This is a genomic window from Amycolatopsis sp. VS8301801F10, assembly GCF_046195355.1.
In the GTDB taxonomy this organism is placed as follows: Bacteria; Actinomycetota; Actinomycetes; order Mycobacteriales; family Pseudonocardiaceae; genus Amycolatopsis.
This window is the reverse complement of sequence record NZ_CP176065.1, coordinates 9,125,989-9,141,014: the sequence shown is the minus strand read 5'-3', so window position 1 is coordinate 9,141,014 and position 15,026 is coordinate 9,125,989. Positions and strand designations below refer to the sequence as shown.

11 protein-coding genes and 2 pseudogenes are annotated in these 15,026 nt (G+C 67.8%); 12 read left to right on the top strand and 1 reads right to left on the bottom strand.

Annotated features, from left to right (window positions below):
• Together F9C11_RS41840 and F9C11_RS41835 are read left to right on the top strand one after the other, a co-directional pair.
• A pseudogene (locus F9C11_RS41840) lies at positions 1–5,160 on the top strand (type I polyketide synthase); the annotation flags it as partial.
• Entirely contained in the window at positions 5,157–6,614 is a 1,458-nt protein-coding gene (locus F9C11_RS41835; protein ID WP_409182855.1) for an FAD-dependent monooxygenase, read from the top strand. The pseudogene F9C11_RS41840 and the gene F9C11_RS41835, both read left to right, overlap by 4 nt.
• Before the next feature lie 230 nt (positions 6,615–6,844).
• On the opposite strand, the gene F9C11_RS41830 is transcribed toward F9C11_RS41835, so the two are convergent.
• Positions 6,845–7,429, bottom strand: a complete 585-nt coding sequence (locus F9C11_RS41830; RefSeq protein WP_409182854.1) for a dihydrofolate reductase family protein — start codon at positions 7,427–7,429, stop codon at positions 6,845–6,847.
• A 70-nt stretch (positions 7,430–7,499) separates the two neighbouring features.
• On the opposite strand from F9C11_RS41830, the gene F9C11_RS41825 reads away from it, so the two are divergent.
• The 10 genes and pseudogenes from F9C11_RS41825 to F9C11_RS41780 form a co-directional block, all read left to right on the top strand.
• Positions 7,500–8,069: a TetR/AcrR family transcriptional regulator gene (locus tag F9C11_RS41825; RefSeq protein ID WP_409182853.1), complete on the top strand. Its 570-nt coding sequence runs from the start codon at positions 7,500–7,502 to the stop codon at positions 8,067–8,069.
• Between the two features lie 47 nt (positions 8,070–8,116).
• Positions 8,117–8,521 (top strand): MerR family transcriptional regulator, encoded by a 405-nt coding sequence (locus F9C11_RS41820; RefSeq protein ID WP_409182852.1) that lies wholly within the window; start codon positions 8,117–8,119, stop codon positions 8,519–8,521.
• Positions 8,522–8,667: 146 nt separating this feature from the next.
• Positions 8,668–9,189 (top strand): YlcI/YnfO family protein, encoded by a 522-nt coding sequence (locus tag F9C11_RS41815; RefSeq protein WP_409182851.1) that lies wholly within the window; start codon positions 8,668–8,670, stop codon positions 9,187–9,189.
• Between the two features lie 76 nt (positions 9,190–9,265).
• A complete protein-coding gene (locus tag F9C11_RS41810) occupies positions 9,266–10,111 on the top strand; it encodes a DUF4097 family beta strand repeat-containing protein (RefSeq protein WP_409182850.1) in 846 nt (281 codons plus the stop codon).
• A gap of 20 nt (positions 10,112–10,131) precedes the next feature.
• Positions 10,132–11,091 (top strand): ATP-binding cassette domain-containing protein, encoded by a 960-nt coding sequence (locus F9C11_RS41805; RefSeq protein WP_409182849.1) that lies wholly within the window; start codon positions 10,132–10,134, stop codon positions 11,089–11,091.
• Entirely contained in the window at positions 11,088–11,903 is an 816-nt protein-coding gene (locus F9C11_RS41800) for an ABC transporter permease (RefSeq protein WP_409182848.1), read from the top strand. Before F9C11_RS41805 ends, F9C11_RS41800 begins: the two co-directional genes overlap by 4 nt.
• Positions 11,904–11,917: 14 nt before the next feature.
• Positions 11,918–13,108 (top strand): cytochrome P450, encoded by a 1,191-nt coding sequence (locus F9C11_RS41795; protein ID WP_409182847.1) that lies wholly within the window; start codon positions 11,918–11,920, stop codon positions 13,106–13,108.
• Between the two features lie 179 nt (positions 13,109–13,287).
• Positions 13,288–13,653 (top strand): AAC(3) family N-acetyltransferase, encoded by a 366-nt coding sequence (locus tag F9C11_RS41790; protein WP_409182846.1) that lies wholly within the window; start codon positions 13,288–13,290, stop codon positions 13,651–13,653.
• On the top strand, positions 13,580–13,927 hold the full coding sequence (locus F9C11_RS41785; protein WP_409182845.1) for an AAC(3) family N-acetyltransferase: 348 nt from the start codon (positions 13,580–13,582) through the stop codon (positions 13,925–13,927). Before F9C11_RS41790 ends, F9C11_RS41785 begins: the two co-directional genes overlap by 74 nt.
• A gap of 24 nt (positions 13,928–13,951) precedes the next feature.
• Positions 13,952–15,019 (top strand): annotated as a pseudogene (locus tag F9C11_RS41780) (type III PLP-dependent enzyme); the annotation flags it as partial.
• Positions 15,020–15,026 lie beyond the last annotated feature (7 nt).

The following is a 15,026-nucleotide window of genomic DNA, read 5'->3' as shown; positions in this document are numbered from 1 at the left end:
ATGAGTGACGCCGAGCGGCTTCGCGAATACCTGCGCAAGGTCACCGTCGATCTGCACGACACCCGGAAACGGCTGAAGGAAATCCAGGACCGGGCGACGGAACCCATTGCCGTCGTGTCGATGGCCTGCCGCTATCCCGGCCGCGTGCGGTCTCCGGAAGACTTGTGGCAGCTGGTCGACGAGGGCCGCGACGCGATCTCCGGCTTCCCCGCCGACCGCGGCTGGGACCTGGACGAACTGTTCCATCCGGACCCGGACCACGTCGGCACCACCTACGTCCGCGAGGGCGGATTCCTTTCGGAAGTAGGCGGTTTCGATGCCGGGTTCTTCGGAATCTCCCCGCGCGAGGCGCTGGCGATGGATCCGCAACAACGTCTCCTGCTGGAAGTTTCCTGGGAGGCGCTCGAACGCACTGGCTTCGATCTGGCCGCATTGCGGGGAAGCGCGACCGGAGTGTTCGTCGGCAGCGGGGCGCCGGACTACAGCATGGTCGTCTCGCAAGCGACCGAAGACCTCGGCGGTTACCTGATGACCGGCAACGCGGGGAGCGTGCTGTCCGGTCGGCTTTCTTACACTTACGGCTTTGAAGGCCCGTCGCTCACGGTGGACACTGCGTGTTCCTCGTCGCTGGTCGCGCTCCACCTGGCCTGCCGCGCGCTGCGGCGCGACGAATGCTCACTCGCGTTGGCTGGCGGGGTTTCCGTGCTCAGCACTCCTGCCGGTTACGTCGAGATGAGCCGTCAGCGCGGGATGGCTCCAGACGGTCGAGTCAAGGCCTTTGCTGCCGCCGCCGACGGCACCGCTTGGTCGGAAGGTGCTGGAATCCTTGTCCTGGAACGGCTTTCCGAGGCGGAACGGCACGGACACCCCGTGCTGGCCGTGGTGCGTGGCAGCGCGATCAACTCCGACGGGGCGAGCAACGGCCTCACCGCACCGAACGGGCCTTCGCAGGAGCGCGTGATCCGTCAAGCACTCGCCGATGCAGGCGTCCCGGCGTCCGACGTCGACGCGGTCGAGGCACACGGCACCGGTACCGAACTCGGCGATCCCATTGAAGCCAACGCCTTGCTCGCCACCTACGGCCGGAATCGGCCGGCCGACCGTCCACTGTGGTTGGGTTCGCTCAAGTCGAACCTTGGCCATGCCGGTGCGGCCGCGGGAGTCGCGGGCGTGATCAAAATGGTCATGGCGCTCCGGGCCGGAACTCTGCCCAAGACGTTGCACGTGGACGAGCCGTCTCCGAAAATCGACTTCGCGCGAGGCGGCGTCGAACTGCTCACGGAACCGCGACTGTGGCCCGATTCGGACCGGCCGCGCCGAGCTGGGGTATCGGCGTTCGGCATCAGCGGCACCAACGCGCACGTAATCCTGGAATATCAACCCGAGTCAGTTGCAATCTCACCCGAGTTTGCCGCAGCTGTCCCGTTGCTGGTTTCCGGCCGCACCGAGGCCGCAGTACGAGCGCAGGCCGAGCGTTTGCTGCCCTTCGTTGAGGGGCCGGAACGACTCGCCGACCTGGGCTGGTCACTGCTGCGCTCGCCGGACTTCGAACATCGAGCAGCAGTCGTGGCCGACGACCGGGCTACCGCCAGCCGCGCCCTGCGGGCGTTGGCATCTGGGGAAGAAGACCCAGCGTTGGTGCGCGGTGTTGCGCAGGCAGTGGAGCAAGCGGTGTTCGTCTTCCCCGGACAAGGGTCCGAATGGGTGGGAATGGCGGTTGGTCTGCTGGACTCCGCGCCCGCATTCGCGCGTTCGATGGCGGAGTGCGAGAAGGTCCTTTCCGGACTGGTGGACTGGTCGCTGCGGGAAGCGATCCGCGACGCAACGTTGTTGAAGCGGATCGATGTCGTGCAGCCGGTGCTGTTCTCGGTGATGGTCTCGCTGGCGGAACTGTGGAAGTCCTATGGCGTTGCCCCGGCCGCTGTTGTCGGAAGCAGTCAGGGCGAAGTCGCCGCGGCTTGCGTCGCTGGTGCACTGTCCCTTGCGGACGCGGCGAAGATCGTCGTTCTGCGCAGCCGGTTGTTCGCCGAGGAATTGGAGGGTCGCGGTGCCGTGGTAGCTGTCGGGGCACCGGCCGCACAAGTGGAACAACGCCTCGCCGCCTTCACCGGACAGCTGACCATCGGCGGCATCAACAGTCCGAGCGCGGTTACGGTGGTTGGAGAACTCGCACCGTTGGAGGAGTTCGTGGCTGGCTGCACCGCGGACGGAATCCGAACCCGTGCAGTGTCCACAGTGGCCTCGCACTCTCCGAAACTCGAACCGTTGCGAGAACGGTTCCTGAAGATGGTCGCCGACATCACCCCGCGACCGGGCGGACTCCCGTTCTGTTCCACAGTAACCGGCGAGTTTGTGCCGACCGAATCACTCACCGCCGAATACTGGTACGACAACGTCCGCGAGATGGTCGACTTCGACGGTGGTATCCGCGCCCTCATCGCAGCCGGACATCGGTTCTTCCTCGAGGCCAGCCCGCATCCGGTGCTCACGTCGTCGATCACGGAAACCGGCGAGGACGCTGGCGTCGAGGTCGTGACGGTCGGCTCGCTCCGCCGCGACGAGGGCGGCTTGCCGCGCTTCCTCCTTTCCGCCGCTGACGCACAAGTGCACGGCCTGCCGGTGGATTTCGCCCCGGCTTTCGAAGGCGCGGAACCACAGCGCGTCACCCTGCCCACCTACGCCTTCCAGCACGAAACGTACTGGCCGGAAGTTCGCCCGGCGACTTCGGCGGATCCGGTCGAGGCTGGTTTCTGGGACGCCGTCGAACGAGCCGACGCAGGCGAGTTGTCGCGAGCGCTGAACGTCGGCGAGGAATCGCTTTCCGAAGTGCTGCCCGCGCTCAACGCGTGGCACCGCCGCCGACAGGAGAAGTCCATTGAGGATTCCTGGCGCTACCGGATCACCTGGCGGCCAATGCCGGAGCCGACGACCACAACGCTTTCCGGCCACTGGCTCGCCGTGGCACCAGATGGCAATGCCTGGGCCGACCACTGCCTGGACGCTCTCGCCCGCCGGGGCGCGAAGCTGACCCGGACCTCGCAGCTCGACCGAGACCTCCTGAACCAGCCCGATATCCGGGGAATCGTCTCCCTGCTCGATTTCACAGACACGCTCGCGCTAGTCCGCGCACTCGACACCGACGTCCCGCTGTGGCTGACGACCTCCGGCGCAGTCTCCGCCGACGGCACGACGCCAGACCCTGGCCAGGCGGCGATCTGGGGTCTCGCCGCAGCCATCGCGGCGGAGCGCCCGAGCCTGTGGGGCGGAGTCATCGACCTCCCGGAATCGCTCGGCGAACCGACCGCCGCGCTGTGGTCAGCCGCACTGTCCGGCGACACCGGCGAAGACCAAATCGCGGTACGAAACGCAGGCTTGTTCGCGCGCCGCCTAGTCCGCGCAACACCGAGCGCCGGAACCTGGTCGTGGCAAGGAACCGTCCTCGTCACCGGTGCCGATACGCCGATGGGCGCTCACGTCGCCCGATGGCTCGCTGACAACACTTCCGCGGAACTGATCCAGACTGTCCAACCAGGACACGCTGGTTCGATCAACGGGCCGGTAGTCGAATGTGACCTCACCGATCGCGCTGCAGTCGCCGACCTTCTTGCTGGACAAGAACTTTCCGCAATCGTGCACACCGAAGTCCCGCTAGAAGAAGGCGCACTGGAGAACCTGACGCCGGAAATGTTCGAGTCCGGAATAGCCGGTGCTCGAAACCTCCACGAACTGGCCAATGCCCCGCTGATCCTGTTCTCCTCGATCTCCGGCACGTTCGGCGGTGTCGGCCAAGGCGTCTACGCCGCCGTCACGGCCACTTTGGACGCACTAGCCGAACAAGACGGAACGTTCTCCATCGCCTGGGGCCCGTGGGCAACCGGCGAGAAAGCCGACACCGTACGCCGCGAACGCCTGGGCAGCAGGGGAATCCGCTTGCTTGACCCGGCGCGGGCAATGTCCGCGCTCTCCCTCAGCGAGTCCCACGTCATGCTGGCCGACCTGGACTGGCCAACCTTCGCCGACGCCTACCGCACCAACGGCGACCGTCCGCTGATCGCCGACCTAGCCCCTCGCGTTGTCCCGGCGGCCACCGAATTCGGCCTAGCCGACCACCTCGCCGCACTGCCCGCCGAGGAACGCCACGAGGCCCTCCTCGACCTGATCCGCAACCAAGCCGCCGCCGTACTGGGCCATTCCTCGGCAGCCTCAGTAGACCCAGATCGCCGCTTCCTGGAACACGGCTTCGACTCACTGACCACAGTGGACCTCCGTAATCGCCTCAACGCCGCGACCGGCTTGCGGGTGCCAGTATCCGCGTTCCTCGAACACCCCACCCCGGCTGCGTTAGCCCATCGACTTAATGGTGAATTCGGCGGACCGCAGGTTGTCTACAGTCCGCTGGCTACTCTCCTGAAACAAGCCCAGGAGTCCGACAAACTTCCCGAGTTCGTGGATGTCCTCACCGCCGCGGCCAAACTCCGTCCCACGGCCAAACCGCACGGAGGAGCACCCACTACCGTCCCGCTCACGACGTCCGGAACGGCGCCAAAACTGGTCTGCCTCCCGTCCGTGCTGGCCACCTCGGGACCACACCAGTTCGCCCGCTTCGCCGCAGCTATGCGGGACGAAAGACCAGTGTCCGCACTCTCGCTGCCGGGTTTCCAAGCCGGGGAGGCGCTTCCGGACAGTCTCGAAACCCTGGTCGAAACGCTGGCCGCAGAGGTGGAGAAGACCGAAGGACCATTCGTTCTGGTCGGCTACTCGTCCGGCGGCCTCCTCGCCAACGCCGTAGCCGCCGCACTGGAGCGAACTCCGCTCGCGGTGGTCTTGCTCGACACCTTCGTCCTGGGCCCGGACCCGGCCGCGTGGTCCGCCGTCCTGGACGGGATGGCGACCCGCCTGGCCGAAACCGACCTGGCCGACGACACCCGACTCACCGCGATGGGCGCGTACCTCGACCTGGTGCGGACGTACTCCCCGGCGGAGATCGACGCCCCGGTCCTCCTGGCCCGGGCCACGACGGGCCCCCGCGCGGAATGGCCCGGCCCGCACCAGACGACGGACCTGGCCGGGGATCACTTCACGATTCTCGAAGACGCGGCCGACGACGCCGCGAAGGCGGTACACGAATGGTTGGAGAAGCTGGCGGTGGAAAAGTCATGACTGAGCGAACGACAGTCCTGGTCATCGGAGCCGGGCCGTGCGGGCTCGCGGTCGCGGCGGAGTTGGCGCGGCTCGACGTGCCGGTGACCGTCGTGGACGCCGCGCCCGAACCGGGTGCCGGGTCCCGCGCGATCCTGTTGTGGCCGCCAGTGCTGGAGGTGCTGACCGAACTCGGCGTCGCCGATCGCGCGCGCGAGCAGGGGCTCGGTCCGGCGGCGTTGCACTACCACCTGCCGTCCGGAGTGGGCGCGCGCGTCGCGCTCAACGACGACAACCGGCCGCTCGTGCTTCCGCAGGAGAAGACGACCGCGTTGCTGGAACAGGCGGTGCACGACTTCGGCGGCACCGTCGAACGAGGCGTGCGCGTGACGAAAGTCGTGCCCGGGACGGAATCGGTGCTCGTCGCGGCCACCGCCGACGACGGCACCGCCCGCGAATTCGAGGCCGGCTGGGTGATCGGCGCCGACGGTCACCGCAGCGAAGTGCGCAACCAACTCGACATCGCCTTCGACGGCGAGCACATCCCGGTCTCCTTCCTGCTGGCCGAAGGAACCCTCGAAGGCGACCTCCGCCGCGACGAGGTCCACTACTTCCTCAGCGACGCCGGCGTCCTGCTGCTGGCACCTCTGCCCGGTGGCGAATTCCGGATCTCGGGCGCCCTTCCGCCCGGCGCGAAGCCGGACGAACCGCAGGTACAACGCCTCCTCGATGAACGCGGCCCGGGCGGCCTGAAAGTCGCGTCGCTGCGCACCATCACGACTTTCTCCAGCGACGAACGCATCGCCGCCAACCTCCGCGCGGACCGCGTTTTCCTGGTCGGCGACGCCGCGCACGTGCACAGCCCGATCGGCGGGCAAGGCCTGAACCTGGGCATCCCCGACGGCCGCAACCTGGCGTGGAAACTGGCCGGCGTACACCACGGCCGCCTCGCCCCGGCGATCCTCGACACCTACGACCCGGAACGCCGCTCCGCGATCCAGCAAACCCTCCGCGCGACCGGCATGATGGCGAGGCAATCGGTGGCCGGCCCGGTCGCGCGCAAGGTGCGCAACCTGGCCTGGCGACTGGCGCAGTCGAGCGGGGTGCTGGAACGGAAATTCGCCCCCACCCTGGCCGGATGGCGTTCGGAATGCCCGAACCCGTTGCCCGGCAGCGGAAAACTCGCCGCCGCGCGCTCCTGGCCGCGCCCCGGAACCCGCGACCCGCGCTGGCAGCCGAAACCGGACCGGGACCTGGCCGGACAGTTCCAGCTCGTGACGTTCGGCCCGCCGAACAGCGAACTCGCCACCCGAGCCGCAGCCTTGGCGACCCGGATGCCGGGCACGGTGACCCACTTCAGCCTGGGCGGTTCGCGGGAGGGATTCGTGCTGCTGCGCCCAGACGCCTACGTCGCGGCGGCTGGCCCGGCGGAACTGTTCCCGGAGGTGGCTCGGTTGGTGCGGGATTTGGCTTAGCTTCAACCCGATTGAGCCCGCTTACCCTGGACGCCCGGGCGCGGTGGGTGTTCGCCGGATTTGTTCCCGGAGGCGGCGCGCGGCGGTGCGGGATTCCGCTCAACCCGGCTCCGGTTCAGCCCGGACGTCCGGGCGGCTGGCGCTGGTTCGGTGAAGCCGTTTCCGCGTGGCGGGGGGCGCGGTTCTAGCCGAATGGCCTTCCTGTGCCTGGCCCCCGACGCGGCACCCGGCTACCTCCGCACCAGCCGGGTAGCCGTCACCCCATTGGGAAAGGCCGTTCGTTCCGTCACCGAGAACACCGTCGGATCGAACCCGCCCTCCACCATCGGGATTCCCGCGCCCGCCACGACCGGGTAGCTCTTCAGCACGATCTCGTCGATTTCCGGCAGCAGCGCCCCGGCCAGTTTGCCGCCGCCGCACAGCCAGATGTCTTTGCCGGTTTCCTCCTTCTTCAGGTCTCTCACCAGGCCGACCGGGTCGCCGGGGACGACGGTCACCGCTGGGTCGAGGTCCGGTTTCAGGGTGCTCGACACGACGTACTGCCGCAGCTGGGCGTACGGACTCGGGACGGCCGGGTCGAGCTGGTGGGTCGCGCGGCCCATCAGGACGGTGTCGAACCGGCGGTTCGGGACGTCCGCGACACCGAAAGCCGCGCGGAAGGCCGTCGGGACGGTTTCCGGGTACAGCGTGTTCATGAATCCCATATAAGCGGCGGTCTGTTCGGCGTCGCCCTGCGGGAAGAAGTCGAACTCGCCCGCCGGGCCGGCGATGCGGCCGTCGAGGGTGACCGCGACGTAGTACACGAGCTTGCGCATCTGTTAACTCCATCTGTAGTACTATGGTTGAAGTGGTTTGAACCATACAACTACAACTGGAGTGGTGTCAATGGTGCGGAGGAACGACCAGCGGCGGGCGGCGCTCGTCGACGCGGCGATCGAGGTTCTGGCGCGCGAGGGGGCACGCGGCCTGACGTTCCGCGCGGTCGACGGGGAGGCCGGCGTGCCCGCGGGCACCGCGTCGAACTACTTCGCCAATCGGGACGAGCTTTTCACGCAGGCCGGCGCTCGGGTGTACGAGCGGCTGCAGCCTGACGACGACTCGATCCCGCCGGCGGGCGGGGACCGGGAGTCGTACGCCCAGTTGATGCGCGAGCTGGTCGGCCGGGTCGCGGCGTTTCGCACGGGGTATCTCGCGTTGCTGGAACTCCGGCTCGAGGCCACTCGGCGGCCGGAGTTGCGCAAGGTGCTGACGGAGCGGGTCCGCGCGGATGTCGACGCGAATGTCGCGTACCACGAAGCCTCCGGGCTGCCCGGCGACGCCACGGCGGTCAAGCTGCTGATCCTCGCGTTGAACTGGTTGATCGTCGAACAGCTGACGCTGCCGGATGTTTTCTCCGAGGCGGAACGGGAGCAATTGATCACCGCGGCGGTCGAACGCATCGTCGCCGTTGAATAGGTTAGCCTAGCCTTGCTTCCGGTGGTCGAGGTGCGGTGCAATGAGGTATGGACCTGTACTCGATCGGCGAGGTGTCGGCGCGCTTCGACGTCCCGGTGTCGACGCTGCACTACTGGGAGAGCTGCGGCCTGATCGAGCCGCACCGCCGCTCCGGCTGGCGGTTCTACGACCAGGACCAGCTCTACCGGATCGCGCTGATCCGCGTCTGGCGCGAAACCGGCCACCTGAGTCTCGACGACATCGCGGTCCTGCTCAACGCACCCGGTCAGACCGGCGACTGGCGGAGCACGGTCAACGCCCGGATCGAGGCGATCCAGGAGCAGGTGACGCGGCTGCTCGACGCGCAGTCGTACCTGCAGCACCTGGTGCGGTGCCAGCACGACGGGCCGCTGGACGAGTGCCCGCATTTTCGGGCCGGAATCGACCTGCCGGTCGCGAAGGCGGTCAAGTAGACCGGCAGTGGTGCCGCCTCGTGGCACCGGATTTCCTCCGTGGCACCACGCTCTGACCTGGTCTTTTGTGGTAGACGGTGCCGAAGTGGTGCCAAACTGAGCCACCATGGCTTGTGATGGTGCCAAGCGTGTGCCATAGTGGTGCCATGGACTTGACCACGTACGTAAGCAACCTCGGGCGGGAATTCGCGACGCTGGCCGAGGCCGGCGGCGAAGAGGGACGCGCGCTGGTCGAGCGGCTCACCGGATCGCTCGAATCGGCGATCCGGATGACCCTCCTGGACACCCTGTCCGGCGCCGTCGACGAGATCACCCGGGACCTCGCGCCCGGCTCGGTCGAACTGCGCCTGCGCGGCCGCGACCCGAACTTCGTCGTGACCGCGCCGCCCGCCGAACCCGCTCAGCCCGCCGCGCCCGCGGCCGAACCGGCGGCGGAGGCCGAACCGCTGTTCTCCGAGGACGGCCCGTCCGCGCGGATCAACGTGCGGCTGCCCGAACAGCTCAAGGCCGCGGTCGAGGAGGCCGCCGCCAAGGAGGGCCGTTCGGTCAACGCCTGGCTCGTCCGGGCGGCCACCGCGGCGCTGCAGCAGCGGCCCGAACGCGAACAGCGGTTCGAGCCCTCCGGCGGCACGTTTTCCAAGCAGAGCTTTACCGGCTGGGTCCGGTAGCCCCGTTTTCCGCTAATTCCTTCACCCGTCTCTGACCTGCGGAGACGGCACACCTAATACCGATGTGGGGACAACCATGCCTGAATTCGCTACGCCCGACCCGATTTCCGTCACGCTCGAGCTCGGCGTCGGCCAGGTCCGGTTCGCCGCGAGCGACCGCGCCGACACGGTCGTCGACGTCCGCCCGACCGACGAGACGGACTCCTCCGACGTGAAGACCGCCAAGCAGGTCCGCGTCGACTACAGCAACGGCACGCTGCACATCACCGGCCCGAAGATGCGGGCGTTCGACTTCTCCCGCAAGACCCGCTCGGTCGACGTGACGGTCGAACTGCCCACCGGGTCGCGGATTTCCGCCGAGGTGCAGGCGGGGGCGTTCCAGAGCACCGGACAGCTCGGGCAGTCCCGGTTCAAGACCGCCGCCGGGAACGTCAGCCTCGACCGCACCGGCCCGTTGCGCGTCGACACCTCGGTCGGCCACGTCACGGTCGAGGGCGTCGCGGGCGACGCCGAGGTCGCCACCTCGTCCGGCAAGGTCCGGCTCGGCCCGGTCGACGGGACCGCCGTGGTCAAGAACTCCAACGGGGACACCACGATCGAGTCCGCGGCCGGCGACGTCCGGGTGCGCGCGGCCAACGGCGACATCACCGTCGACCACGCCGGCGCCGGGGTCGACGCGAAAACGTCCAACGGCGCCATCCGGCTCGGCGAGGTCGTCCGCGGTTCGGTCCTGCTCGAGAGCGCGATCGGCGACCTGCGGATCGGGATCGCCGAGGGCACCGCGGCCTGGCTCGACGTGAAGACCAACTTCGGCCACGTGCGCAACCAGCTCGAGACCTCGGCCAGCCCGGGCGAGTCCAAGGAGACCGTCGAGGTCCGCGGGCACACCGCGTTCGGCGAGATCGTCATCCACCGCTCCTGATCCCAGTTTTGGAGAAAATCATGTCCAGCAACCATTCCCGGCCTGCCATCGCCGCGACCGGACTCCGCAAATCCTTCGGGGACCACGTCGTGCTCGACGGCATCGACCTCACCGTCGCCCGCGGCACGGTCTTCTCGCTGCTCGGCGCGAATGGCGCGGGCAAGACCACCACGGTGAAGATTCTGTCCACATTGATCAATGCCGACGCCGGCGCGGCGCAGGTCGCCGGATACGACCTGGCCGCGGAGGCGGACGGGGTGCGCGCCTCGATCGGCGTCACCGGGCAGTTCTCCGCCGTCGACAATCTGCTGACCGGCGAGGAAAACCTGCTCCTGATGGCCGATCTGCACCACCTCGACCGGACCGCCCGGCGGCAGCGCACGGCCGAACTGCTCGAACAGTTCGATCTCGTCGAAGCGGCCAAGAAACCGGTGTCGACCTACTCCGGCGGCATGCGGCGTCGTCTCGACCTCGCGCTGACGCTGGTCGGCAGCCCGCGGGTGATTTTCCTCGACGAGCCGACCACCGGCCTCGACCCGCGCAGCCGCCGGGCGATGTGGGAGATCGTGCGCAAGCTGGTGGCCGGCGGGGTCACGATTTTCCTTACTACGCAATACCTCGAAGAGGCCGACGAACTGGCCGACCGGATCGCGGTGCTCGACCACGGGCGGATTGTCGCCGAAGGCACCGCGGAAGAACTGAAGCGGCAAATTCCGGGCGGGCACGTTCAATTGCGTTTCGAAGAAGAGGCCGACCTCGTGGACGCCCAGCGTGCGCTGAGCGAGTCGTCGCGGCAGAACGACGCGCTGGTGCTGCGTGTGCCGAGCGACGGCAGTCTGCAGTCGCTCAAGGCGTTGATCGACCAGCTTGACGCGTTGTCGGTGAAGGTCGGCGAACTGTCCGTGCACACTCCCGATCTCGACGACGTTTTCCTTGCCCTCACTGGCAACTCGACTGACGAAAAGGTGACTTCCCGATGACTGCCCCCGCTCTCGCCCGACCGGACCTGCGCTTCCACCCGGTGCGCGATTCGCTGACGATGCTGCGCCGGAACCTCAAGCACATGCTCCGGTATCCGTCGCTGACGATCATGCTCGTCGGAATGCCGGTGGTGTTCCTGCTGCTGTTCGTTTACGTTTTCGGCGGCACCCTAGGTGCCGGACTAGGCGGGGCAGGCGGCGGCAGAGCCGAATACGCCAACTTCGTCGCGCCGACGATTCTGCTGATGACCATTACCGCCACCGTGCAGGGCACGGCGATTTCGGTGGCGATGGACTTGACCGAAGGGGTCATCGCCCGGTTCCGGACCATGCACATCGCGCGGGTTTCGGTGCTGACCGGGCACGTGCTCGGCAGTGTGCTGCAAGCGTTGTTCGGGCTCGTGGTGGTCACCGGGGTCGCGTTGCTGGTCGGGTTCCGGCCCGCCGCCGGGGTCGGTGCGTGGTTCGCCGCGGTCGGGTTCCTCGTGGTGGTGGCGCTCGCGCTGGTGTGGCTGTGCGTCGCGCTCGGACAGGTGAGCAAGAGCGTCGAATCGGCCAGCAACACGCCGATGCCGTTGCTGCTCCTGCCTTTCCTCGGCAGCGGATTCGTGCCGGCCGATTCGATGCCGGGCGCGCTGCGGTGGTTCGCCGAATACCAGCCGTTCACGCCGATCATCGAAACCCTGCGCGCGCTGCTGCTCGACCGGCCGCTCGGCAATCACCTGTGGTTCGCGCTCGGCTGGTGCGCCGTCATGGGCATCGGCGGCTATCTCTGGTCCAAGAAGCTTTTCAATCGCGAATACGCGCGCTGAAAGGGGTATGGGGGATGATGGACGAGGAGATCGTGCAAGGGGTTCCGACGGGGCGGGCGCCGGGTTGCCCGTTCGATCCGCCGCCTTCGCTGACCGCGGTGCGGGAGCAGGCCCCGCTGACGCGGATGGCGTTCCCGGACGGCCACGTCGGCTGGCTGGCCACCGGGCACGCGGAAGTCCGGTCGATTCTGGGGGACCAGCGGTTCAGCAACCGGTACGAATTGTGGCACTATCCGTTTCCCGGAATGGAAGAATACCCGGAACTGCCGCCGGCTCCGGTCGGGGACATGACGGGGATCGACGCGCCGGAGCACACGCGGTTCCGGAAGCTGCTGACGGGGAAGTTCACGGTCCGGCGGATGCGGTTGCTCAGCGATCGCGTGGCCGAGGTCGCGGAAGAGTACCTGGACGCGATGGAGAAAGCCGGTCCCGGGGTCGATCTGCTCGAGGCCTATGCGTATCCGGTGCCCGCGGTGATGATTTGCGAATTGCTCGGGGTGCCTTATTCGGATCGGGCTTCTTTTCTCGGCGACGCGGCGGCGATCGGCGATGTTGATCTTTCCGAAGAGGAGAGGATGACTGCTTATGGACAGCTGCAGGAGTATGTGGCTTCGCTGGTGCCGGCTAAGCGGGCCGCGCCCACGGACGACCTCTTCAGCGACCTGACCAGCAGCGATCTGACCGACGAGGAACTGGCCGGGCTGGGGACGTTCCTGCTGGCGGCCGGGCTCGACACGACGGCGAACATGCTGGCGCTGGGGACTTATGCGCTGTTGTGCCATCCCGAGCAGTGGGCGGTGGTCCGGGACGAACCGGCGGCCGCCGGCGGGGCGGTCGAGGAGCTGATGCGGTACCTGTCCGTCGCGCATACCGGAGTGCGGGCCGCGCTGGAGGACGTCGAGGTCGGCGGGCAGGTGATCCGGGCCGGGGAGACGGTGGTGCTGTCGGTGCAGGCGGCCAACCGGGATCCGCGGAAGTTCGAACGGCCGGATGAGCTGGACGTGCGGAGGTCGGCGGTGGGGCATGTCGGGTTTGGGCATGGGATTCATCAGTGTCTGGGGCAGCAGTTGGCGCGGGTGGAGATGACGGTGGCGTTGCCTGCGTTGGTGCGGAGGTTTCCCCGGTTGCGGGTGGACGGGGAGGTGCGTTTGCGGCCTGAGTTGCAGAATATTTACGGGGTGCAGAAGTTGCCGGTTGCGTGGTGATTGCGGGTTGCGTTGTGGGTTGCTTGTGGTTCAGGGGACTCCCTCGCTTTTGATTGTTTAGCACTGGCTCGGCGCTATCAAGGGCGCCTTCGGCGTCGCTGCGCGATGGCCGCTGGCGCGTCCACCCTTGACAGCGCCGAGCCAGTGCTAACTGCGGCGGGGGCGAGGGGCGGGGTGGAGTGGTCGTTTGTGGTGCGTTGGGTGGGAGGGTGGCGGTCGTGGGTGTGGGTGTGGTGGATGCGGATGTGGTGGGTGCGGGGGTTCGGGAGCTGGGGGTTTCTGGTGGGGTGGTGATTGTGCATTCGTCGTTGTCTGCGTTGGGGAGAGTGGAGGGTGGCGCGGATGCGGTGGTTCGGGGGTTGCTGAAGGCTGCGGGGACCGTCGTGGTGCCTGCGTTTACGCCGCAGGTGGCGGATCCGTTTCCGGACTACGTGGGGGCGGGGGACGCGTCGGCAGCCGCTGGCGTATGCGGTGGGGCCCGGGTCTCCGTTCGAGTGGCTGTATCGGGAGGAGGCGCGGATCGTGCTGCTCGGGGTCGGGCATGACCGGAACTCGTTCCTGCACTACGCCGAATCGCTCGTGCCGCGTCATCGGCGGAAGGTCCGGCGGTTTCCGTACCTGGTGGACGGCGAGCGGGTCTGGGTGCGGACCGACGACGTGGGGGACGACAACGGGCGCTTCTTTCCTCAGGTCGGGGCGGAATTCGAGGAGACGGGCGGGGTGCGGCGCGGGAAGATCGGCGGCGCGGACTGTCAGGTAATGGACTGTGTACCGTTCGTAGGGTTCGCGCGGCGGAGGCTGGCAGAGCTGCTGCGGTGAAACCGGCACCTATACTCGGGCGTTGTGACTGAAGGGTTCTCGCAGGTGCTAGGGCGCTGCCAGGCGTTCCTGGAGGAACGGCAGCCGCCGACGCCGTGTCTGGTCGTGCACCTCGACGTCGTGCGCGGGAATTGCGAGCGGCTCCGGCGGGTGCTGCCGGAAGCGCGGATGTACTACGCGGTCAAGGCCAATCCGGCGCCGGAGGTGGTGCGGGTCCTTCGGCAGGCCGGGGCGGGGTTCGATGTCGCGGGGCGCGAGGAGATCGAATTGTGTCTCGCGCAAGGGGTGCGGCCGGAGTTGCTGTCCTATGGCAACACGGTGAAGAAGGCGCGGGACATCGAATTCGCCCACCGGGCCGGGGTTCGGCGGTTTGCCTTTGACAGCTTGGCGGAGCTGGAGAAGATCGCGGAGTTCGCTCCGGGGGCGACTGTTTCGTGCCGGATCCTCGTGGACAGTCCTGGGGCGCAGACCCCGTTCGGGCGCAAGTTCGGATGCGACCCCGCGATGGCGGTCGAGTTGCTCGTGCGGGCCGCGGAGCTGGGGCTGGATCCGGAGGGGGTCGCGTTTCATGTGGGGTCGCAGCATGTCGACCCGCGGGCTTGGGAAGTCGGGATCGCGGCCGCGGGTGAGGTGACGCGTGCGGTGGCGGAGCGCGGGGTTTCCTTGCGGGGGCTGAATATCGGCGGCGGGTTTCCGGTGGGCTATCAAACCGAGCCGCCGCCGTTGGCGGAGTATGCGACGGTTATTCGCGAATCGGTGGGGCGGCATTTCGCGGTGGCGCCCGAGTTGTCGTTCGAGCCGGGGCGGGCGGTGGTGGCCTCGGCGGGGGTGATTCGCAGCGAGGTGGTGCTGGTTTCGCGCAAGGCCGAGGCGGACGAGAAACGCTGGGTGTACCTCGACATCGGCCGGTACGGCGGGCTGGCCGAGACAGAAAACGAGGCGATCGCGTACCGGCTGGTCACCGCGCATGACGGCGGTCCGGACGGGCCGGTCGTGGTCGCGGGGCCGACCTGCGACGGGGACGACGTGCTTTATCAGCGCACGCCGTATCGGTTGCCGTTGGCGTTGCGGGCCGGGGATTACGTCGACATTCCGGACA